At 43.5% G+C, this 23,443-nt stretch carries 19 protein-coding genes; 17 read left to right on the top strand and 2 right to left on the bottom strand.

What is annotated here, in order from left to right; all coding sequences use genetic code 11:
* The first annotated feature begins 33 nt into the window (after positions 1 to 33).
* From HF888_RS06960 to HF888_RS06975, 4 genes are all read left to right on the top strand, one after another.
* On the top strand, positions 34 to 1,704 hold the full coding sequence (locus HF888_RS06960) for a glutamine--tRNA ligase/YqeY domain fusion protein (protein ID WP_007017598.1): 1,671 nt from the start codon (positions 34 to 36) through the stop codon (positions 1,702 to 1,704).
* A 2-nt stretch (positions 1,705 to 1,706) separates the two neighbouring features.
* The gene (cysS, locus tag HF888_RS06965; RefSeq protein ID WP_007017599.1) at positions 1,707 to 3,089 is read left to right on the top strand and encodes a cysteine--tRNA ligase; all 1,383 of its coding nucleotides are present in this window, start codon (positions 1,707 to 1,709) and stop codon (positions 3,087 to 3,089) included.
* An 84-nt stretch (positions 3,090 to 3,173) separates the two neighbouring features.
* Positions 3,174 to 4,868: a cation:proton antiporter domain-containing protein gene (locus tag HF888_RS06970; protein WP_007017600.1), complete on the top strand. Its 1,695-nt coding sequence runs from the start codon at positions 3,174 to 3,176 to the stop codon at positions 4,866 to 4,868.
* A 126-nt stretch (positions 4,869 to 4,994) separates the two neighbouring features.
* Entirely contained in the window at positions 4,995 to 5,216 is a 222-nt protein-coding gene (locus tag HF888_RS06975) for a DUF2798 domain-containing protein (protein WP_007017601.1), read from the top strand.
* A 159-nt stretch (positions 5,217 to 5,375) separates the two neighbouring features.
* Here HF888_RS06975 and HF888_RS06980 read toward each other — a convergent pair whose 3' ends face one another.
* Complete coding sequence (locus tag HF888_RS06980; RefSeq protein ID WP_007017602.1) at positions 5,376 to 7,745, bottom strand: TonB-dependent receptor; 2,370 nt, start codon at positions 7,743 to 7,745, stop codon at positions 5,376 to 5,378.
* Between the two features lie 684 nt (positions 7,746 to 8,429).
* On the opposite strand from HF888_RS06980, the gene HF888_RS06985 reads away from it, so the two are divergent.
* From HF888_RS06985 to HF888_RS07030, 10 genes are all read left to right on the top strand, one after another.
* Positions 8,430 to 8,696, top strand: a complete 267-nt coding sequence (locus HF888_RS06985) for a hypothetical protein (RefSeq protein WP_040297683.1) — start codon at positions 8,430 to 8,432, stop codon at positions 8,694 to 8,696.
* Entirely contained in the window at positions 8,693 to 10,300 is a 1,608-nt protein-coding gene (locus HF888_RS06990; protein ID WP_040297685.1) for a PepSY-associated TM helix domain-containing protein, read from the top strand. The genes HF888_RS06985 and HF888_RS06990 overlap by 4 nt, the downstream gene beginning before the upstream one ends.
* Positions 10,301 to 10,483: 183 nt before the next feature.
* On the top strand, positions 10,484 to 12,358 hold the full coding sequence (locus HF888_RS06995) for a CHASE3 domain-containing protein (RefSeq protein WP_210436501.1): 1,875 nt from the start codon (positions 10,484 to 10,486) through the stop codon (positions 12,356 to 12,358).
* Positions 12,359 to 12,465: 107 nt separating this feature from the next.
* Positions 12,466 to 13,794, top strand: coding sequence for a sodium-dependent transporter (locus HF888_RS07000; RefSeq protein WP_007017605.1), 1,329 nt, complete (start codon positions 12,466 to 12,468; stop codon positions 13,792 to 13,794).
* Between the two features lie 185 nt (positions 13,795 to 13,979).
* Positions 13,980 to 14,477: a PaaI family thioesterase gene (locus tag HF888_RS07005; RefSeq protein ID WP_007017606.1), complete on the top strand. Its 498-nt coding sequence runs from the start codon at positions 13,980 to 13,982 to the stop codon at positions 14,475 to 14,477.
* A complete protein-coding gene (locus HF888_RS07010) occupies positions 14,477 to 14,917 on the top strand; it encodes a PaaI family thioesterase (protein WP_007017607.1) in 441 nt (146 codons plus the stop codon). Before HF888_RS07005 ends, HF888_RS07010 begins: the two co-directional genes overlap by 1 nt.
* A 287-nt stretch (positions 14,918 to 15,204) precedes the next feature.
* The gene (gene htpG / locus HF888_RS07015; RefSeq protein WP_007017608.1) at positions 15,205 to 17,097 is read left to right on the top strand and encodes a molecular chaperone HtpG; all 1,893 of its coding nucleotides are present in this window, start codon (positions 15,205 to 15,207) and stop codon (positions 17,095 to 17,097) included.
* 152 nt (positions 17,098 to 17,249) lie between these two features.
* Positions 17,250 to 17,801: a YfaZ family outer membrane protein gene (locus tag HF888_RS07020; RefSeq protein WP_007017609.1), complete on the top strand. Its 552-nt coding sequence runs from the start codon at positions 17,250 to 17,252 to the stop codon at positions 17,799 to 17,801.
* 11 nt (positions 17,802 to 17,812) lie between these two features.
* Positions 17,813 to 18,250, top strand: a complete 438-nt coding sequence (locus HF888_RS07025; protein WP_007017610.1) for a DUF6586 family protein — start codon at positions 17,813 to 17,815, stop codon at positions 18,248 to 18,250.
* Between the two features lie 91 nt (positions 18,251 to 18,341).
* Positions 18,342 to 18,590, top strand: a complete 249-nt coding sequence (locus tag HF888_RS07030) for a hypothetical protein (RefSeq protein WP_007017611.1) — start codon at positions 18,342 to 18,344, stop codon at positions 18,588 to 18,590.
* A gap of 84 nt (positions 18,591 to 18,674) precedes the next feature.
* Here the strand turns inward: HF888_RS07030 and lexA are convergent, their stop codons facing one another.
* Positions 18,675 to 19,283 carry a transcriptional repressor LexA gene (gene lexA / locus HF888_RS07035; RefSeq protein ID WP_007017612.1) on the bottom strand — a complete coding sequence of 203 codons (609 nt, stop codon included), beginning with the start codon at positions 19,281 to 19,283 and terminating at the stop codon, positions 18,675 to 18,677.
* A 213-nt stretch (positions 19,284 to 19,496) separates the two neighbouring features.
* Here lexA and HF888_RS07040 point away from each other — a divergent pair, with 213 nt between their 5' ends.
* Genes HF888_RS07040 through HF888_RS07050 form a run of 3 tightly spaced genes read left to right on the top strand, consistent with a single transcriptional unit; the run spans position 19,497 to position 23,420 of the window.
* Positions 19,497 to 20,207: a TetR/AcrR family transcriptional regulator gene (locus HF888_RS07040; protein WP_007017613.1), complete on the top strand. Its 711-nt coding sequence runs from the start codon at positions 19,497 to 19,499 to the stop codon at positions 20,205 to 20,207.
* A gap of 11 nt (positions 20,208 to 20,218) precedes the next feature.
* Entirely contained in the window at positions 20,219 to 22,612 is a 2,394-nt protein-coding gene (locus HF888_RS07045; protein ID WP_007017614.1) for an efflux RND transporter permease subunit, read from the top strand.
* Positions 22,613 to 22,637: 25 nt separating this feature from the next.
* On the top strand, positions 22,638 to 23,420 hold the full coding sequence (locus tag HF888_RS07050) for an outer membrane lipoprotein-sorting protein (protein WP_007017615.1): 783 nt from the start codon (positions 22,638 to 22,640) through the stop codon (positions 23,418 to 23,420).
* Positions 23,421 to 23,443 lie beyond the last annotated feature (23 nt).

Below are 23,443 nucleotides of genomic sequence, written 5' to 3' on the forward strand. Positions count from 1 at the left end.
TATTCTGGCCGAATACGAGATTTGAGAGCATACATGACAGAAGCAACGGCTAAACCAGTCAACTTTATTGCCAAAGTAATTACCGAAGACCTAGAGAACGGCAAGCACAGCAACATCGTTACCCGTTTTCCTCCTGAGCCAAATGGCTACTTACACATTGGTCACGCCAAATCCATCTGCTTGAACTTCGGCCTAGCCGAACAGTTTGGCGGTCAATGTAACTTGCGCTTTGACGATACCAACCCAGAGAAAGAAGAAGACGAGTACGTTAACTCCATTAAGGAAGACGTGTCTTGGTTGGGCTTTCAATGGGCCGGGGAAATTCATTACACGTCAGATTATTTCGACCAGCTACACGACTGGGCTGTGCATTTAATTAAAGAGGGTAAAGCGTACGTTTGTGAACTAAGCCCTGAACAAGCGAAAGAGTATCGTGGCAGCTTTGATGAGCCAGGTAAAAATAGCCCGTTCCGCGACCGCAGTGTCGAAGAGAATCTTGAGCTGTTTGCGAAAATGCGCGCTGGAGACTTCGATGAGGGTAAAGCGTCTTTGCGTGCCAAGATTGATATGGCGTCACCGAACATGAACATGCGTGACCCTGTTATCTACCGTATTAAGAAAGCTCATCATCACCAAACGGGTGATAAGTGGTGTATTTACCCAAGCTATGACTTTGCTCATGGTCAGTCAGATGCCATTGAAGGCATTACCCATTCTGTGTGTACGCTGGAATTTGCTGATCACCGTCCGTTGTACGATTGGTTTATTGAAAACCTACCCACACCAGCGGAGCCGCATCAGTATGAGTTCGGTCGCTTGAACATCAATTACATGGTGACCAGTAAACGTAAATTGCGTGCATTGGTTGAAGGCGGTGTGGTTGCCGGTTGGGATGATCCTCGTATGCCAACCATCAGCGGTATGCGTCGTCGCGGTTATACACCGACTGCGATTCGTAATTTCTGCGATAGTTTGGCCGTAGCAAAAACCGACGGTACCGTGGACATTGCACAGTTAGAGCACTTCATTCGTGATGACTTAAATCAAAACGCGCCGCGTGCTATGTGTGTGATCAACCCACTTAAAGTGGTGATCTCAAATTTATCTGATGATCATGAAGAAACCTTTTCTGTGCCTTACATGCAAGATCGTGAAGACTTAGGTCAGCGCGAGATGCCGTTTACAAAAGAGTTATTCATTGATCAGGCTGACTTTAAAGAAGAGTACAGCAAGAAATTCAAGAAAAAATTCTGTGTCGGTAAGCGTATTCGTTTACGTCACGGTTATGTGTTAGAAGCTGACGGTTTTGAAAAAGATGCCGACGGTAATATCACTCAAGTGAATGCAACTTTGATTGAAGATACCTTGGGGAAAGATCCAGCCGATGGTGATAAGCCTAAGGGCGTGGTGCATTGGGTAAGCGCTAAGCATGCAAAAGAAGCTGAGCTGCGTACCTATGATCGCTTGTTCTTGGATGCCAATCCAGACAGCGGCAAAAAAGACTTTATGGAAAGCATTAATCCAGAGTCTTTAATTGTAAAAACCGGTTTGATTGAACCTGCGTTGGCCAACGTAGAAAGTGAAACCGTGTTCCAGTTTGAACGTGAAGGTTATTATGTAGCTGATCGTAAAGATCATACTGCGGATAAGCCTGTGTTCAACTTAACTATTGGTCTACGTGCAGATAAGGCACTAAGTAATTAATTATGGCATTACAGATTTACAACACCTTAAGTCGACAGAAAGAAGAATTTAAACCGTTACAACCGGGTAAAATCGGTATGTATGTGTGTGGTATGACGGTTTACGATTTCTGTCACATGGGCCATGCCCGCGTAATGGTGTCGTTTGATGTCATCGTACGTTATCTGCGTCACAAAGGATTTGATGTTAACTATATTCGTAACATTACAGATATAGACGATAAAATTATTCAGCGTGCTGCGGAAAATGGCGAGCCGTTTGAGCAGCTGGTGGATCGCATGGTTGATGCCATGAACGAGGATTTCGCCAAGCTAAATATACTAACGCCAAATAGCGAACCGCGAGCAACTCAGCATATCGATGGCATTATTAAAATGGTCGAAACCTTGATCGAAAAAGGTTTCGCTTACGCTGCCAAGAACGGCGATGTTTATTATCGTGTTCGCAAGTTTGATGGCTATGGCAAGCTTTCAGGAAAGATTTTAGAAGAGTTAGAAAGCGGTGCACGCATCGCAGTCGAAGAAGAAAAAGAAGATCCTTTAGACTTCGTACTCTGGAAATCAGCCAAGCCTGAAGAGCCTTCTTGGGACAGTCCATGGGGTCAAGGTCGTCCTGGTTGGCATATTGAATGTTCAGTTATGTCCACATGCTGCTTGGGCAATAATTTCGATATTCATGGTGGTGGTCCGGATTTAAAATTCCCGCACCATGAAAACGAAATTGCACAAAGTGAAGCAGCTACAGGAGAGCACTATGCCAACACCTGGATGCACGCCGGTGCATTGCGTATTGATGGTGAGAAGATGTCTAAGTCCTTAGGCAACTTCTTTACTATTCGCGATATCCTTGAAAAGTACGATGCGGAAGTGATTCGCTTCTTCTTAAGCTCGGTTCAATATCGCAGCGCAATCAACTACAGCGAAGACGGTTTGAAAGACGCAGAAGCCAAATTAGATCGTCTATACAACGCAATTCATGGTTGCGACTTAAGTGCGGTTATTGATGAGCAAGATGCAGTCGTTCAAGATACTCGGGAACGCTTTGAAGCGGCCATGGACGATGACTTTAATACACCGAAAGCCATTGCGGTATTGTTTGATCTGGTTAACGAGATCAACAAAAAAGAAGGTGCCGAGAAGAATCCATTAGCCGCTTTGTTGGTTGAACTATCGTCAATTCTTGGTTGCTTGCAAAGCGATCCAGATAATTACCTTCAGCGTGGTGTGACATTGGACGATGCCTATATTCAAGGCAAAATCCAAGAACGCGCGCAAGCGAAAAAAGATAAGGATTTTGCTTTGGCCGATAAGATTCGTGAAGACTTAGATGCGCAAGGCATTATTCTTCAAGATTCTCGTGAAGGCACTACTTGGGTGAAAAAGTAGTTGCTAGCCCAAGTAATACAATTAAAAAATAAACTGCAAATAAAACGCTGTACAAGAATGATGCTGTAGAAGGAGTTGTGCACTATGCCCCATGAAATTGGATTAATTACGATTCTCGCTGCGGGTTTTGGTTTAGCTCTTGTTCTTGGTTTTATTGTACAGCGTTTGGGGTTGCCTACACTTGTGGGTTACTTGCTCGCGGGTATCGTCATTGGCCCACACACTCCTGGCTTTACGGCTGATATCGGCTTAGCCGGTCAGCTCGCTGAAATCGGCGTCATGCTTTTAATGTTTGGTGTCGGTTTACATTTCTCCCTCAATGATCTTCTTTCCGTAAAACGTATCGCTGTTCCAGGCGCTATCGTGCAAATTCTGGTTGCTCTTTCCATGGGCATGGGCCTAGCGATTGCTTGGGGATGGAGTATCGGTGAAGCGATCGTCTTTGGTTTTTGTTTAAGCGTTGCCAGTACCGTGGTCTTGCTGCGAGCGTTGGAGAGCGGCGGTATTTTAAACTCTATGAATGGACGAATTGCTGTTGGCTGGTTGGTTGTCGAAGATCTCGTCATGGTATTGCTACTGGTTTTATTGCCAGCGTTTGCAGCACCAGTAGCGGAAGGCGAGAGCCTCAATCTTGTTTCTGTCAGCCAAGTGGTTGGTATCACGTTATTAAAAGTCGCTGCGTTCATTATTTTTATGTTGGTGGTCGGTAAGCGCCTTTTCCCAAAGATTCTTTGGATGGTTGCCTCCAGTGGTTCTCGCGAACTTTTTACACTATGTGTCGTAGCTGCTGCCGTTGCTTTCGCTTATGGTGCTTCAATTTTGTTTGATGTGTCGTTCGCATTGGGAGCATTCTTTGCTGGCATGATGATGCGTGAATCCGAATTTGCCCATCGTGCGGCGGATGAGTCTTTGCCATTGCGAGATGCGTTTGCAGTTTTATTCTTTGTGTCTGTCGGTATGTTGTTCGACCCAATGGTGCTGATTGAGCATCCTGTACATGTCTTGCTAACCACTCTTGTTGTAATTTTGGGAAAAACATTGGCTGCTGTTGCGTTGGTTTTATTGTTCCGCTATCCGTTGAGCACAGCGCTTACGGTTGGTGTGAGTCTTGCGCAAATAGGCGAATTTAGCTTTATTCTAGCTGGGCTTGGGATGAGCCTAGGGCTAGTGTCTGATGAGGCAATGAGTTTAGTGCTAGCAGCCGCTATGTTATCTATTGCTTTAAATCCTGCGTTATTTGTTGTGATAAAACCGTTGCGAGAATGGGTATTAAAACGCAGTTTTTGGGCACGTAAGTTAGATGCTCGAGATGACCCATTGGCTCAGCTTCCTTTGAGTGTTGATCAGTCGCTTCTAAAGGGGCAAGCCGTTTTAGTGGGTTACGGGACGATAGGTCGCCCAATTGCAAAAGCGTTTGATGAGCACGATGTCAAAGTGGTTATTGCAGAGGCTCAGCGCGAACGGGTTGATGCTCTGCGAGAAAAAGGGCGTTTAGCTGTAACTGGTGATGCAGGCGAGCCCGTGGTATTGGTGCAAGCCCATATTATGCATGCATCGCTCTTAATTATTACCATTAAAGACTTAATTAAAGTTCGCCAAATGATTGATACAGCACGAACCTTGAATCCAGAAATTAAAATCCTTTTGTGTGCGCAAAGTGATGAAGAAGCAGAGCTTATGCGTAAGCAATATGATGTGGAAACCTTCTTAGCGGAAAATGAATTGGCGAATGCCATTAGTAATCGTGCTTTGCAGCATTGGAAGTCAATTTCCCACTGATCATGATTAACGACTTCATTGTCTCATTTAATGTAAAGACCGTAGCAAAAAGACCTCTATTCATTGCAACAATGCAATGACAGAATAGCGCCTCTTTTCTTCTGACTCATGAAGAGGTGCTATCCAATGATTCCTGCCAAATACCAGCGCTTTGTTTTTGCTTTTTTCATGGCGCTATTTATGTCCGGCTTTATGTCTCTCGTGATCAGTGTATTCAACGTGGGGTTTGTCGCTGATATCGGTGTTATTTGGTTGAAGGCGTGGAGTTTTGCTTTTGTCGTTGCATTTCCGACGGTGATTTTTGTCGCGCCTATTGTGCAAAAAATCACTGCAAGGCTTGTGAATTAATCTAGGTGAGTAGGGGTGGGTAGTAAGCGCTACTCTCATTACAAGAGTAGCTTTACATATTAAGAATGAGCTTTAGATTGCTATATTGATTTAACCGCCCATTTCTAATTTACGCTAAATATGGGCGGTCTACTCGTGACAAGCTGGTTTAGATAAGTATCACCACATGCTGGCCTGCAGTGTGACAGAATATGTGCGAGGAGCACCAATGACTTCTGAGGCAGTGCGTTGTGATGGATCTCGACTAGCAGCCAGTACATATTCTTCGTCAAGTAGATTGTCTACTGCCAGTGTTATTTTGAACTTACTCCATTCATATCCGATTGATGTGTTGACGATTGTACGAGCGTCATTTTTAGGGTCGAATGTAGTACCTTGACCTAAATTAGGGTTAACTCGCACATAGGAAGAATCCTGATAATTGGCGTTAGCATTCAATATAAAGCCGTTTAAGGTTCGATATGTAGCACCAATGTTTGCAGTCCATTCGGGAGCATTGGTAAAGCTGCGACCTTCTAGATTGTCTTCATCATCCATGAACTTGGTAAATTCAGTTCGACTATGGCCTAAGCCGAAATAGCTGCTGAACATACCGTCATAATACATCAATTCGATTTCCGCACCTTTTACGTTGGATTCACCTGCATTCACAGTGTCTGTATCGAACTGACCTTTGTCGCCTCTTATTTCTACCTGTTGATCGGTCCAGTCTAAATAGAAGATATTTGTGTTGGCACTTAACATGCCGTCAAGCCACATGGTTCTCGTAGAGAATTCATAGTTGTTGACGTATTCCGGGTCATAGGTAAATACACGGCCCTCGGCTAAGTTGACGCCAACGCCACCAGAACGATAGGCTCGTTGAGCGACAAAGCTACTCGATACGTCATCGGTAAAATGGTAGGTCACACCAAGCTTGGGTAGCCAAGCAGCAAAATCGTCGTCGACGGGAGGTTTGGTACCATTGGCACCATCAACAAAGTTAACCAAGTAGCCGTTGATTAATTGTATGGCTCCTGCAGCTTGTTGACCTGCGGCTGCGCCCTGACTCTGTTCAACTTGAGCGCCGACTGCTGCAGGATCGGGTAAATCCGTCTCAAGTGTTACGACATCGCTACTTTGGTTTCCTTGCTCTTCAGTGTCGTAGCGAACTCCGGCTAAGATATCGATGTTTTGATTTAGACTGTAAGTAAAGTCTGCAAAGAGGGCTTGTGTAGTAACGTCAGTCTCGAAACCACTTTCGTAATATAATTCACCATATTCAGGGTATTGGCTGGTCAAAAACGCGGCAGTATTCTCGTCAAGAGTTACGCCTTGGCTTGCACCTAAGGCTATCAAAGCGTCGGCGTTGATACCGTATTCCGCTAGGTTAATGAGACGGTTACCCTTAGAAAAATCGTCAACAGCCAAGTCGGAATAATAGGCACCTACGACACCCGTTAAGTTGTCATAGCTGATGTTAATGCGAAATTCTTGGGTGAGAGTTTCTTCGTTGCGATCGTCAATTAGTACAGCATTTAAATCGGCGCCGGTGTCTCCATCCCAATCGTAGTGATAGTCAACATCGCTGTGTGAAGTGATGGCATTAAACGTTAGGTTGTTGTTTATACGATAACTAGCGTCCAAAATATTATGCTGTCCTTTCACCTTTTCTCGTGTGCGATCATTGAAATACACTTGGGGGTCGTCATAGCGATCTGGAGAATTCAATGATTGCCAAGGTACGCCCACTTCGTCATCGTTTTGATGGTGGGTGAATAAGACTTTTAAATTCTCGATGGCATTTGGTTCAAAAAGCACTTTTGCTCTTACATTATGGCCCTCAGAGTAGTTGGCATTTTCATCGCGATTCGGGTTTTCGATGTAACCATCAAACTCGCGCTTTTCCGCCGCAATACGAAAAGCGAGTTCGTCATCAATAATTGAACCACCAGCGGCAACCGCTACTTCTTTGCGGCCATGACTACCAGCTATTAAACGGGCTTTTGCGTCGGTGTCGTATGTTGGATCTTCCGTACGGATTAATATGGCACCCGCAAGTGAGTTACGCCCTTGCAATGTCGATTGTGGACCACGCAGAATCTCTACTTGTGAGACATCCCACACGGATGTTCCTTGTTTGAGAGCGCGATACGATAGAGGCGCGCCGTCTAAGTACATACTTGCTAGATAACTGTTACCTCCGCCAGAAACACCAAGAGCGTCGATTCCACGAATTGTGAAGCTATTACCTGTACCGGTTACTTGTGCCACGTTTGGAGAACGATCAAACACATCGTAAATATCTGTTAAGCGTTCATCTTCTAATTGCTCGGCATCTATGATTTTTACGCTATCAACCGTGTCTTGAAGGCTACGTTCTGTTTTTTGGCCAGTTACGACAACACTTTCAAAATACGCTGTGGCTTGATCATTGGAAGTATCGTTTTCTTGATCAGGAGAGGTCTGATCTGCACTCACTTGAGCACTGAAAGCGGCACTAATTGCTAGCGCAAGAGGTGCGTGAATAAAACATTCTTTCAAATTCATTTAATGCGACTCATTCTTATTTGCAGGTAGGGCCGTACTATAGTGTCAAATACAATAAAATCAAGTAATGATATTGATTTGTATTAACTTTATTATTTGAGGGTAGGGAAGATACTACCGTGATAACGGCATTGTTGCTGATACAAACCGAATCCTTGCCATAGCCGATCGATGCCAGTGATGGAGGTGCAAAAAGGTATCGATATTGTTTATATCAATGATAATCGTTTGCATTTATCTTTATGTGTGACTATAGTGCCTGAGTTTTTCTATCCAAATAGAAGCTAAGCAAAACCCTGCTTGGTTTTTTCGGAAATATAGATCGATTACTACGAATGGTTAGGGTATGACCACATATTTTTTTCTAGTGCCTCTTCATTGGCTTGCAGGCGTTCTTTTTTATGCATCGAGCAATCGCCAAAAGATTAAGGCAGGGCAGGGACCGTTAATAAAAAAATGGCAATCATGGCTATGTTTTTCAATAGTATGTGCCGTCTCGTTTTATTGTGTTTATCAGATTTCTGGTTATGTTGCGGAAAGTTTAGTCATCGTTTTGGTCGCGACTATGCTATCTGTTCCGGCTCCTGCTATTTTACTTGGGCATAGACCTCAGTGGGCTCTTTCAAGTGTCGTTGTAGTTGTATGTTTGAGTGTTGCTTGCGAATACGCGGGGAGGCTTTAATCGTGTGGAATAAAACATTTGCAGGCCTTATTGGGGGGATTATTTTTATCATCTTCACTCCTAGTGCTTTCTCTCTGCTTTTTTATCAACAAATACCTCTTATGCTTGCGCTAACTGTGGTGTTGGGTTTGAGCGCTTGGGCTGGGATTATGACTTGGTGTTACGCTGCACCAAACGGCAAAACAGCATGGTTGCGCAGCAGCTATTTTATATTAGGGTCGCTGGCCTTTTATGGATTACTATTTTTGACCGTGGGTATGCCAAAATGAAAACTCAAACATCAAAGAACCTAATTGATGCCCACGGCTGGTTAGGTGTTATTATCTCGGGCGTATTAATGATTGTTTTTGCCTGTGGCACAGCATCATTTTTCCGAGACAATATTGTCAATTGGGATAAACACTACAACCCTGAAAAAGTGATAGAAAAAGATGAACTTAACATAGCTGGGGTCGTTCAATATGTTCAGGATAATTACAGCAATATCCCAAATGATCACTCTGTGTTCATTTCCATGCCGAAGGACACATTCCCTTACTATCGTATTCATTTAGAAGTAGAAAAAGAAGTTGACGAATCAGAGCTTGGAAAAAACAAGCATGCGGAAGTCGTTAATGGTAGAACCATAATCCATGAACAAGTGAATGAATACCTAGATCCTTATACCCTTAGCCCAATCGATGAAAATGCAGATAATCATTATCTAGGCCATATGTTTTATAAATTGCATATTAATCTCAAACTTGGTGCTATTGGTGCGTATATTGTCGGATTTGTATCACTTTTCTTTTTTGTTATTTTGATCAGTGGCGTGCTTATTCACTTCAAGCGCATTGTTTCACGGTTCTATATGTATCGTTTGAACAAATCTAGAAGCACTTATTTGGATGGACATAACCTTATAGGTATTACAACTTTACCTTACACAGTAATGTATGCGTTGACGGGTATATTGTTTAACCTGGGCATTATTTTTCAGGCTGGTTTTGGGTATGCGGTTTTTAACGGAGATATTGAAGAGTTAACTCACACGGCGGGATTCTCCGAGAATATTGATGTCGATTTTACGGGGAAGCCAATGCTCGCGGAAAAAGTGACGAGAGTTCAAGAGTTGGCAGAAGAGCGTTACCCAGACTATCAGGCTGCGCATTTTAATATTCACGGCTTTAACGATCAGGGAGCAATTGTATCTGTGATCCTTGATGACCGACATCAGTTTTTGAGTCGGGCTCGAGTAAATTATCACTTAGAAGACGCCAGTATTTATAGCGAAGCAACGCCTACTTCTAACGAGTTCATGTCGACTTATAATACATTAGAAGCTCTTCACTTTGGATGGTTTGGTGGAATAACAGGGCAAGTTATATTTTTTATTCTTGGCCTTGGTTGTTGCTATTTAATATTGTCTGGAAACCTAATTTGGCTTGAAACTCGCGAAAAGAAACGCAAGCAAAGTCAGTTGAGTTTACGCTTTGTTAAAGCTATGACACTAGCCCTGTCCAGCGGTGTCTTAATTGCAATTGCGCTTAGTTTTGTGGCAACGCGGTTAATGCCGGATCAGTTTGCCAGAATAGATATTTTACCTTATGTATTCCATGGCTCTTGGATAGCGGCCATGTTACATGGATTCATAGTCAATCGGGCTAGGCTGGTCATGGTTTATCAGCTGGGGTTAGCGACTGTTTTATTCCTTGTGTGCCCAATCTATGATGCCGCTCTCTATTTGCAGGGAGACTTTCCTGAACATGCCTATCTAAAAGATGTTGCTATCGTTAATATTTCGCTTCTTCTGTTTGCCTTATTTTGTGGATTGATGGTTGCGTCCAAGCGTGGCGAGTCGGCAGTGAAGGAAACATCCTTTGTGACAGAATGATGAGCCCTGGTGGGTGATTAAGGGTTAAGTAAACCGTTTTGTCACCTGCCAATTGCGCGTTTGTTAGTTGTATTGCCAATTAAAAGCAATAACTCTTTTCTGTCCTATACTAGGTAGACTAGACACCAATGCTAATGAGAATCTATGAGTATTCGACATGGCGCCTTTATTGTTTTCGCAATATTGCTACTGGCGAGTTTACTGAATACAGGGATCATTTCTTACAGCCAACTGCAGACGGATAAGCAGTTTGGTCAACTTCAACGTGCGAATCATACGCTGCGGCAAGCCGACCTGTTAATTAGCTCTCTTAAAGACGCCGAGACCGGACAGCGCGGATTTTTACTCACGCAAAATCCATCCTATTTGCAGCCCTACTTCGATGGTATTGCAACCAGTCGGGCTTACTATGATGAGCTTACTAAGCTGACGCAAGATACACCTAACCAGGTCTCTAAACTTCAAAATGTCAAAAAACTCATCGAGAAAAAGTTAGCTGAATTAGATCAGACTATTGCTTTGTCCAAGCAGGGAAAGCATGAAGAGGCGTTGACCGTTGTTAATGCGGATCATGGCAAGCAGTTCATGGCGTCGATCCGTACGGAAATGGAGTCCTTCATTCAGCGGGAACAAGCCCTTTTAGTGGCTCAAACACGCAATTACGAAAATATGAAAAAGCGTGTCAAATTAATCAGTTTATTGACTGGTGCGGTGGTTATATTGTTGGTGATTACAGGTGCCTACATATTGAATCGGTTGGCAGTGATGCCCTTATCTAAGTTATTAGCCAAAATTGAGGGATTTGGGACAGATAAGGATGAACCAGCAGCTGCTGTCAAAGGCTTTAAAGAGATCGCCAGATTGAGTGAGGCTTTTGACGATGCGGATAGAAAAATTCTAAATGCATTAAACGAATCACGACATGCGGCAAAGGTCGCACAAGATGCGAATCGCGCTAAGGGTGACTTTTTATCAAATATGAGTCATGAAATCCGCAACCCTTTAAATGGGATATATGGTATTTTACAACTTCTTTCGAAAAATGAGCAGCTTGATTCTGAGGCGAGAGACTTACTGTCCAAGGCGGTTTATTCAACAAAATCACTAGGTTTTATTATCAACGATATTTTAGACTTTTCTAAAATTGAATCGCGTGCGTTAAGGCTTGAAGAAATGCCTTTCAGTTTTGATCAAATCGTCGCCCAAACTCAATCCGAGATAGGTGCCTTAGCGAAAGAAAAGTCGGTCAAAATAACGTCTAAGCCGCTAGCAAAAGACGTGGACGGTTGGTTGGGAGACCCTACGAGAGTAAAGCAAATTTTACTAAATTTACTATCAAATGGTGTTAAATTTGCGAAGGGTGGGCGTGTTGATATTAATGCGTGGACCGAGCACTTAGACGGGAAAATTCATCTGTGTTTCAGTGTCGACGATAATGGGGTCGGTATGGATCAGGAAACCCTCAGCCGGCTGTTTAATCGTTTTGAGCAAGCCAGTGCGTCTACATCACGAAGGTTTGGTGGTTCTGGTTTAGGCCTTGCCATCACAAAAGCACTCGTTGAAATGATGGATGGTTCAATCGAAGTAACAAGCGAAATTCACAAGGGCACGTCTGTGAAAGTCCGGTTGCCTTTGGAGCATAGTGATATACAAAGTCCTACGCAGGATTTAACAGGCCAAATCGATGCGCCTTCCTTAGAAGGTAAAAATATTTTACTGGTCGAAGACAATGATATAAATCAGGTCGTTTTCGAGAGCATGATGGAGCAGACTGGAGCGGATATTAAAGTTGCCGTGAATGGACGTCAGGGGATTGAGTTTATAGAGCAGAGCATCCCAGATTTAGTATTCATGGATATTTTTATGCCTGAAATGGGCGGGATTGAGGCGTGCCAATTAATTAAGGAAAAATACCCAAATTTACCTATTGTGGCATTGACTGCGAATGTGATGGAACATGAAGTTAGACATTATGAGGAGGTCGGATTCGATGGCTGCCTCGGAAAACCTTTGGACTGGAACCAATTAAACCTCTGTTTAAATCGTTATTTTAGTTAGTCTACCCACATAAATACTATTTGTTAATTCATACCTTGCGTTCTATCAATTGAAATAGCGATATCTTTTGGTAGCCTTTTGCCTGCTATTGATAAATGGAATATTTCATGAGCAAGCAACCAACCATTATTAAACAAGATCGACAGCAATGGTCTTCAGAACCTGCGTTCATTGCCTCAATGGCCGGTGCGGCTGTTGGTCTTGGCAACTTGTGGCGTTTCCCTTACATGATGGGCGAAAACGGCGGTGGGGCATTTCTTGTGGCGTACCTTATTGCTCTTATTGTCGTTGTATTACCTATCATGATGTTGGAAGTTGCAGCGGGGCGTTTATCTAAGGGCGGCGCTGTACATACCTTTGGTAAAATCAACCGCTTTGGTCGTTATTATGGTTGGTTTGTGGTTCTTATTACGGTGGCCATTACCAGCTATTATTTGGTCATAACCGGTTGGACCTTGGGTTATACCGTTGATGCGTTTCGCCAAGACGTAGATGTCTTTCCTGAATTCTCTGCTGGCTATAACAGTGTCTGGTATTTTATTGCAGTTACGCTTTTAGCCGGCGCTATTTTAATCAAGGGTGTGAAAGCCATAGAAACAGCATCAAAAATCCTCATGCCAGTATTGTTGCTAGTAATTATTTATTTGGTATTTGAAGCGAGCCAAACGTCGGGGTGGAGTCAGGCGAAAGATTTCTTCTTTGTGGTAGATTGGTCGCGATTGCTAAATGTAGAACTGTGGGCGTTTGCGTTCGGACAAGCGTTTTACACTCTGGCCATTGGTCAGGGTTATTTGATTACTTATGGCAGTTTTATTCCTCGAGACACCAATGTGCCGCGTGCTTGTTTAATTGTGGCGGGTACAGAAACCAGTATTGCGTTGCTGGCGGGTTGGATGATTTTCCCATTCTTGTTTTCGTTCGGTATGCAACCGGACGCCGGTAGCCAATTGGCATTCGTTACGTTGCCTCAGGTATTTGCATCTATTGATGGTGGTGCTTATTTGGCCATGTTGTTCTTCTCGTTGTTCTTTGCTGCTGCTTTTAGTTCTTGTTTGGCGGGTCTCAAAGTACTGATAGCTGCGGTGGCAGAGGAGTTTAAGCAAACTAATACACAAGCGGTGGTTTGGGTCTGCTTGCTGATGCTTATATTGGGCTTGTTTTCTGCTTTAAGTTTTACTCCGCTTAATTTGAACATCAATGGTGAACCTGTATTGGATGTCATCGACCGTATCGCGGGCGGTGACGTCATTATCGTGTCTGGCATCATGGGAGCCGCGCTGTTCTGTTGGTTTATACCGCCGCAAACTATTCGCAGCGTGCTGGGAACAGAAAATCGTTGGTGGGAGTGGCGTATCTATTTAATAGGTCGCTTTTTGCCCGTATTGGTCGTCGCTTGGCTGATGATTACGGGTGCCATAAAACTGATGGGCAATTGATATTATTCGACGCTTAAAAGTGTTTAAAACTGCCAACCTAACTAGCATAAATGGACTCAAGGCTTTCAAGCATAGAGATGTGGCGCACTTTGTTGTATAAGATGCGCCATATTGCATTCTAACTGCAGTCTGTTTTGTCACAGCTGCTAACCTTATTATTGAGTTTTAAGTAAGCCTTATCCTACATGAGTGAAAACAATCCCTATCAAGGACGTGCTGAACGATTTATCAGCGTACTGAGACATTGTCAGGTCTTGGGTATTACCGTCAAAGAAGCGAGTGATAAAGCGCTGACGTTAGAGTTACCTTATAGCGAGCAACATGTCGGCAATCCTATGAGTGGTGTGATTCATGGTGGCGTAATCACCACCTTGATGGATACCGCATGCGGCACCATGGTAATCAACGCTTTACCGGAGTTTGAATTGTGTCCAACCTTGGACTTGCGAGTGGATTATGTGCGTGCCGCTGAACCCCATAAACCTATTTACGCATTGGCAGAGGCCTACAGAGTGAGCCGAAATGTGGTTTTCACTCGATGCACGGTTCACCAAGGGGATACTAATGAACCAGTGGCCAATTGTGTAGCGACATTCATGCGTATTGGCTCTCATATGACACCGCCAGATTTTCAGAAAATTGTGGTAGGGGATGACACCTACCCTGAGCAGGGAGAGAAGTAATGACGGATTTTACAGATATTTTGAAAACCGCTCATCAAACCCGTGATTATGATCCTGTAGTGGGTGCTATTCCTTACGCTAATCTCATCGGCCTAGAGTTTCAGCGCTTTGGTAATGATGTGATTTTTAAGCTTCCCAACAATGAAGATAACGTGGGTAATCCTATATTGCCTGCTGTACATGGTGGCGTCGTCGGTGGATTTATGGAGTTGTCGGCAGCATTACATTTACTGATGATGCTGGATACGCCTGCCATGCCCAAGATCGTTGATTTCTCGCTAGATTATCTACGAGCGGCCCGAGGTGGCAAGGATACGTTTGCTGAATGCCAAGTCATTCGTCAGGGATCTAGAGTGGCTAATGTGATTATTAACGCTTGGCAGAATAAGCGTGATGAGGCCGTTGCCACAGCACGAGCGCATTTCTTACTGGCACCCTGATGTTATCCCTGCTTTTTAAGAAGCGATGAATTGAGATCAATGGGATGTTCTCGCGAGCGGCGTGACATTCCATGGATGGAATGTAGCGAGCGTACAGGGACGTACTTGCAGCGTCCGAGAATGAGAAGCATCTTATAGATCGTAGCCATCATCACATTCAGCCAGAGTACTCCATTTACAATCAATATTAGCCCTTGAAAAATTTCGAGCCTGTCCCCATATACCTCAACGTCTTGATTTTATTATTGAATTTGTCGTGAAAGGACCTGTTGAGGAGTCTTAGATAGATGACCACTGCACAAAAAGAAACCTTAGGCTTTCAAACCGAAGTGAAGCAGATGCTTCACCTAATGATCCATTCTCTTTACAGCAACAAAGAGATCTTCCTGCGTGAGCTGATTTCCAATGCCTCGGATGCGTGTGACAAGCTACGTTTTGAAGGTTTAAATGATGATAGTCTTTTCGAGAATGATCCAGATACCCAGGTGAAAATCGAATTTGATAGCGAAGCAAATACCGTCACCATCAGCGACAACGGTATTGGCATGAACCGTGATGAGGTGATCGAGAATCTAGGTACGATTGCCAAGTCTGGTACCGCTCAGTTCTTGCAGCAGCTATCCGGTGATGAGAAAAAAGATGCACACTTAATTGGTCAATTCGGGGTGGGTTTCTATAGCTCCTTCATCGTTGCAGACAAAGTAGAGGTACTGACTCGTCGTGCTGGTGCTAAAGCGGACGAGGCCGTACTTTGGACAAGTGATGGCGATGGCGAATTTACCATCGAGAACGTTGAAAAAGCGGGCCGTGGCACCAGCATCACTTTGTATCTGAAGAAAGATGAGTCTGAGTTTGCTGATAACTTCCGTTTACGTAATTTGGTTAAAAAATACTCTGATCATATCGCTGTCCCTGTGATGATGGAAAAAGAACATTACGGTGAAGAGAAAGATAAGCCAGAGACGCCTGAGTGGGAAAGTGTAAACAGCGCAAAAGCACTGTGGACTCGTTCCAAGTCAGATATTGAAGACGAAGACTATCAAGAGTTCTACAAGCATATTGCTCACGATTACGAAGACTCTTTGACTTGGTCCCATAATAAAGTGGAAGGTAAGTTGGAATACACGAGCTTACTGTATGTTCCAAAACGACCTCCGTTTGATTTATGGAATCGTGAAGGTGCTCGTGGCCTGAAGTTATATGTTCAGCGCGTTTTCATTATGGACGACGCTGAGCAATTTTTACCGCCATACCTTCGTTTCATCAAGGGTGTGGTGGATAGCAATGATCTACCACTGAACGTTAGTCGTGAAATTTTACAAGAAAATGGCAATATCGCTTCTATGCGTTCTGCTTTGACCAAACGCATTCTAGATATGCTAAAAAAACTGGCGAAAAACAAACCAGAAGAGTATCAAACGTTTTGGGAAGGGTTTGGCCAGGTATTGAAAGAAGGGCCTGCAGACGATTTCGCTAATAAAGAGAAAATCGCTGAACTATTCCGTTTTGCCAGTACAAAAGGTGAAGACGATACTCAGAATATTTCGCTTGATACTTATCTAGAGCGAATGGATGAGAAGCAGGAAAAAATCTATTACCTAACGGCAGAAAACTATTTGACGGCCTCTCGCAGTCCGCATTTGGAGATGTTCCGTAAGAAAGGTATTGAGGTTCTTCTGCTAACGGATCGCGTTGATGAGTGGATGGTTTCACATCTAAGTGAGTTCAAAGGTAAGACGTTTGAAGACATCACCAAAGGTGAACTTGAGTTAGACGAAGAAGATAAGAAGAAGCAGGAAGAAGTTGAGAAAGAAAGCAAAGATCTTCTTGAGCGTATTAAGAAAGTACTCAATGACGAAGTGGAAGACGTTCGAGTTTCTCATCGTCTAACCGATTCTCCAGCGTGTCTGGTTGTTGGTAAGGATGATATCAACATGCAGATGCGTCGTATGCTCGAAGCAGCGGGCCAAACTTTACCTGAAGCTAAGCGTGTACTGGAAGTGAATCCGGAGCATCCTTTAATGCAAAAGATGGATCAGCAGCAAGATGAAGAACGTTTTGCCGACATGACGCAGATTATTTTCGATCAGGCGCAATTGGCCGAAGGTTCACAGCTACAAGATCCAGCGGGTTATGTTGATCGCATCAACAAGTTAATGCTTGGTTTACTTGATGGATAACATATAACAGGTAGTAATTAAAAAAAGCGGCTATACAGCACAGTTATGTGCGTATAGTCGCTTTTTTGTAAGCGCTCTTTGCTAGGCAGATTAAGCCTCATCCGATATGATAGGCGCTAATAAAATAACAGCATAATAACGACAGGTGTGTAATGAAATTACTGCGGTATTTGGCCCCAATCGCTTTGATGATCTCGAACTCGGCATTTGCTGGTGGTTCATTGGGATTAAGCATTAACAACGAAGTGGCCGGTCTAGAATATGACGCTACACGCATGGGAACACCTTTGCATGTTTCAGCCGGTTTTATTCATCATGAAGATGACGGTAACGTATTCAACTTAGGTATCAATGCGGTTGATGTGCGTACTCAAGGCAGTCCAGTGCGTATCGGTATTGGCGGCAAGCTATACGGTTATTTCACCGATTATAACGATAGTGGTGCGATTGCGATCGGTGGTTTTGTTGATTACAGCCCCGTCCAGTTGAATGGTTTGGCTTTAGGTGGTCATGTTTATTACAGCCCAAGTGTACTGTCATTTGAAGATACTGAAAACCTTGTGGATTTAGGGCTTGAAGTAGGCTATCGCTTACTGCCTACAGCAAAGATTTACGCTGGCTATCGCTTTATTGAAGCTCAAGAAGAAGTGGTCGATATTGAAGTGATCAAGGCTGGTGTCGTTGGTCTGCAAATCGACTTCTAAGGTTTTTCTTGATGAGCGTTTCACGCACTAACCAGGCCTTGTATTTCGCTAAATTGTCCATAGAACGTATAGCAGACGTTGAAGGTCAATTAAAAGTGCAGGCCCAAGAGCAGTCTCTCTATCATTTGTATTCCGCGCTTCGTGGATTTGTGAAAGAGTTGGTTGCTCAATACAATCTGGCACCCAGCCGCACTCTAGACGAGTTGTTTGCTCAAAAGGAGTTGCCGACAGAGCTGTACGAGCTAAGCCTGTTGAACGGCCAAGCGGATAGTTGGGTGGCAAGCATACGCAAGCAATATGAGCGCATGTTGGATGAGGGTTTAGGCAATAGAACAGTGAATGCCGCATTGATTTCGTCCAGTGCCGATTACGACACTTTATTTTCTAACTATTTGATTGATATGGAAAAAACCATTCAACGCATGCGCGAGCATTATCAAGAGCATTAAATCCTAGTCTATTGCTGGTTTCGCTGGCTATATCGGGGTGATATACTCGCGCCCCTTTCGATTGTGACACCTATTATTTTGGTTGAGGTTTATGGCAGCAGTATTTGAGATAGTTGAGTTAGCTGACGGTGATGTAGCCTTAAAACGTAGTGATGGCGAAGGCGAGCCCTTAGTTCGTATTCGTTTTTCTGAGGACGCTATGATCAGTTTCCCAGAGCAGCACATTGAAATTGCAAAAGCCATGATTGAAGCGGGTGTAAGAAAGGTCGGTGAACTTAGCGGTGTTCATGTGGAAGACACCAGTGAAATCGCTGATGTAGAAGAGCGTACGGTTCACTAGCAACGCTCTAAAGTTCGTTCATAAAAAAAGCCAGCAATAGTAATTGCTGGCTTTTTTTGTTTCTGCCGATTCGAAGCCTTTGCATTAATGGATGTTTTGACGAATCGCACCTACATAGAGACCTTCGATATCTAAGTGTTCATTTTCTAAATCCACTACGATAGGGCTGTACTCACTATTTTCGGGTAAGAGCTTAACGATGTTTTTATCTTTCTGAAAACGCTTCACGGTGACTTCTTCACTGTTTACCCGTGCCACCACGATCTGTCCGTTACGCACTTGCTGAGTTTTATGTACTGCGATTAAGTCACCGTTCATGATGCCAATGTCTTTCATACTGTCACCGTGAACTTCTAGTAGAAAATCTGCAGTAGGATGGAAGAAATCTCTCGGTAGTTGCACGTGACGTTCTACATGTTCCTGCGCCAAAATTGGTTCACCTGCGGCGACACGGCCGATTAGAGGTAGACCTGTTTCTTCTTGTTGAGCTAGACGAATTCCGCGACTGGCTCCCGGAATCATCTCAATAGCGCCTTTACGAGCTAAGGCTTTTAGATGTTCTTCTGCCGCATTTGGGCTCTTGAAGCCAAGTTCTTGAGCAATTTCTGCGCGAGTAGGAGGGTAGCCCGTATCGTCGATAGCTTGCTTGATCAGATCAAGAACTTGTTGCTGGCGTGCAGTTAATTTAATCATAGGCGCCTATATCTGTTTTTATATACAGAGTGTGATTATATACAGTGCTGTATGTATGTAAAGTATTGTATATACAGCCAATATATCAAGCGCAAAGCTGCATATTATGGCGAATTTGGGCCTATGGATTGACTGCGCTATTGGGTAAATTGACGCGGCGTCAAATAATGACGCAACGTCAAAATTCGACTCAGAGTCAAATAAGTATAAAAAATGACAAATAAACGCGATCGAAAGACGCAAGCGTGGTTGCAGCGCGATCAACTTATCTTGGAAACTGCTCGGGATTTGCTCTCTGAAGAGGGGGTGGCGGCTATCAGTATGCAAGTAATTGCTGAGCGAACTGAATATAGTAAAGGCACCATTTACCAGCACTATCAGTGCAAAGAAGACGTGATTGCTAAATTAGTCATCCATTGCGGACACAACTTAGTCAGTGCTATTGATTCGGTCATTAAGGATTCTCACAGTTTACGTCTGAATGTATTTTTAGTCAGTGCTGCTTTCTTTATTAATGCAAAGCAGCAACCTCAAGTGGCTGCGCTAGTATCGCAAGTAAAAGCCCCCGAGTTTCAAGGCAAAATATCACATGCTCATCGAGAAGAGCTTGCAGACATTGATAACAGTATTCTCAATCAGGTAATCAGCTTGTTCTCTGAAAGCCAAGAAGTTCCCCAGGACAAGGTGCGCACTGCTGCGTTTGGATGGTGGGCTATGAAATGGGGCGTGCAGGACGTGCTCACCAATAATTGGGAATTGTCCAAGTTGGGGTTTGATCATCCCATCGTTTTTTTTGCCGATAGCTTAAACGTATTTTTAGATGGCTTGGGACTCGCGAAAGATGAGCAGACCGAATCATTGAGTCAAGTACTTCAACTTGCAACCGAACTGATTACTCAGAATAACAATAACGAAAATACATAAGGACCCACACAATGGAATCCATAACTTGGTGGATTGTTCGCAATCCTTGGAAAGTGGTTTTAGCCACCATTCTACTGGTATTTGCCAGCAGTTTTGGCGCTAAAAATATCGTGCTGAATGCCGATTATCGTGCATTTTTTAGTCATGACAATCCTCATCTTCAGGCGTTTGAAGAACTGCAAAACGAATACAATAAAGTCGACAATATTCTCATTGCACTGGTACCAGAAGACGGAGAAGTATTTAACGAACGTATGCTAACGCTAGTGGAGGAGTTGACCGAAGCTTCGTGGCAAGTTCCTTATAGTCGCCGAGTGGATTCCATTGCCAACTTTCAACATACATACAGTGAAGAAGATGATCTCATTGTTGAAAACCTGTTTGAATATAGTAGTGAATTAAATGAAGAAGAAATTGATAATAAAAAGCAAGTTGCATTAAACGATCCCGTATTGGCTGGAAATTTAATCGCTTACGATGGCGGAGCAACCGGTGTAAATATTACTATAAATCTACCGGGTAAAAATCAAGCGAGAGAAGTACCTGAAGTAGTAGAATATGTGCGCAATATGGTTGCAGAGTATGAAGCTCAATATCCTGATGTGAGCTTTCATCTTACAGGCGTGACCATGACTAATAATGCCTTTCCAGAAGCCAGCCAACAGGATATGAAGTCACTGTATCCCATTATGTTGGGGCTAATCCTTGTTCTATTGTTTTTATCCCTAAAAGGCCTATGGGGTACGCTTGCCACTTTTAGCATTGTTATTTTTTCTAGTGGTCTCGGCTTGGGCTTATTTGGTTGGCCCGGACCTGAGGTAACGCCAACCACGCTATCGGCGCCGGTTATGATTATGACGCTGGCCATTGCCGATTGTATTCACATCTTAATGAGTTATTACCACGGTATCGCCAAAGGGGAATCTAAACATGCGGCCATGGTAGAGAGTATTCGCATCAACTTTCAGCCAGTACTTTTAACGAGCGTTACTACGGCCATCGGTTTCTTAAGTCTAAATTTTTCCGACGCGCCTCCGTTTCATGATCTAGGTAATATCGTATGTATAGGTGTGATTGGGGCTTTTGTTTTGGCTATTTTTTATCTGCCCGCCTTAATGATGCTACTACCTGCAAAGAAGGTATCTCAAAGCTTTAATGAAAACTCTAAGATGACGGCGTTATCAAATTTCGTTTATGGCAATCGTCACAAGCTTTTTTATGGCATGTCGGTATTAATCATCGCCTTGATTGCAGTGATCCCATTAAATGAATTGGATGATAATACCATTGAGTATTTTGATTGGAGTGTTCAGTTCCGTGCCGATAGTGAGATGATTTCGGAAGAGTTAACCGGCGTTCAAAGCATTAACTATAGTCTGAAGGCTGATGGAGCAATGGGCGTTGCTGACCCTGAATACTTGCGCACTATAGATCGTTTTGCTGAGTTTTTACGTGAGCAACCTGAAGTGCGCCATGTTAATACCTTTAGCGATACCATGAAGCGCTTGAATAAGAACATGAACGCAGATAACCCTGATTATTATCGTATGCCAGATAGTCGCGAACTTGCCGCTCAGTTTATTCTGCTTTATGAACTTTCTTTACCCTATGGTTTAGATCTGACCAATCAAGTGAACAGCGATAAGTCCGCCACTCGCATGGTGGTACAAATTGATAAGATTTCTGCCAATGAAATGATTTCTTTGGATAAGCGTGCCGTCGCTTGGTTAAAAGATAACGCGCCAGAATATATGGTCACAGAAGGGGCGAGTACCGCCATTATGTTTGCACACATTACTGAGCGAAATATTACTAGCATGATCAGTGGTGTTGTTGGAGCGTTGATCTTGATCTCGTTTATTATTATGGCATCTATTAAATCATTAAAACTGGGTTTAATTAGTTTGATACCGAATCTTGTTCCTGCGGGCATGGGCTTTGGTTTATGGGCGCTCTTTGATGGACAAGTCGGTCTGGGTTTGTCTGTGGTATTAGGCGTCACACTGGGTATTGTTGTGGATGATACTGTTCACTTCATGACGAAATATGTTCGCGCAAAGCGTGAGCTAGGTTACAACTCCAAGCAAGCAGTAGATTATGCCTTTCATACTGTTGGCGTTGCACTGACTGCCACCACTATTGTGCTATGCGCAGGTTTCCTGGTCTTAACTCTCTCTCCGTTTGCTATTAACGCGCAAATGGGATTGATGAGTGCATTGACTATAGCGTTAGCCTTAGTGGTGGATTTTTTCTTCTTACCACCGTTGTTGCTGCGAGTTGATCGTGATTCGAAAGACGATAGTGGCAGTGGTGCGGGTTCTGTCACGGGCAAAACGGACTCATCAGAATCCTCAAGTATGAGTCCGTTTTCCGAACCTGAACAAAAATTAAATCAAGCACAATAATTAACAATAAGAACAAGGAAGCATTATGAAAACAGTATTGCTACTGACATTGTCATTCTTTATGGCAGCTGGTGCATTAGCACACACACCGCAAGAGAAAGGTTTGGCTATCGCAGAAGAGGCAGACAAGCGTGGTGAGGGTTATCAAGACAGCCAGGTGAAACTGCGCATGGTATTGATTGACAACAACGGTGATGAGTCACCGAGACAAATGCGCGTAAAAACACTGGAAGGTGCAGCGGAGGAGGGTGACAAGTCTTTGATGATTTTCGATACACCCCGTGATCAAAAAGGTGTTGCCATGCTTACTTACACGCACAAAGCAAAGCCTGATGATCAATGGTTATATTTGCCTGCATTGAAACGTGTAAAGAAAATCTCTAGTCGCAATAAATCAGGCCCGTTTGTGGGCAGTGAGTTTGCGTTTGAAGATATTAGTTCTCAAGAAGTTGAAAAGTATGATTACAAATATTTACGAGATGAAACCGTAGACGGTAAAAAAATGTTTGTGGTGGAACGCGACCCTAAAGACAAATATTCAGGTTATACCCGTCAAGTGGCATGGATTGATCAAGAAGAATATCGTGTATGGAAAATTGATTTTTATGATCGTAAAAATGATCTACTGAAGACTTTGGAAAACAAGGACTTTAAACAGTATTTGGATCAATATTGGCGTCCTTCCCTAAGTGTGATGCAAAACCACCAAACTGGTAAAGCGACGCGCTTAGAATATGAAGCCTATGAATTCAAAGTAGGCTTAGATGAGCGAGCATTTACCAAGAATAGTCTTAAGCGAGCGCGTTAGTGATGCGCTTTATATCGAAATGT

Origin of the sequence: Bermanella marisrubri, assembly GCF_012295615.1 — a bacterium.
In the GTDB taxonomy this organism is placed as follows: domain Bacteria; phylum Pseudomonadota; class Gammaproteobacteria; order Pseudomonadales; family Oceanobacteraceae; genus Bermanella; species Bermanella marisrubri.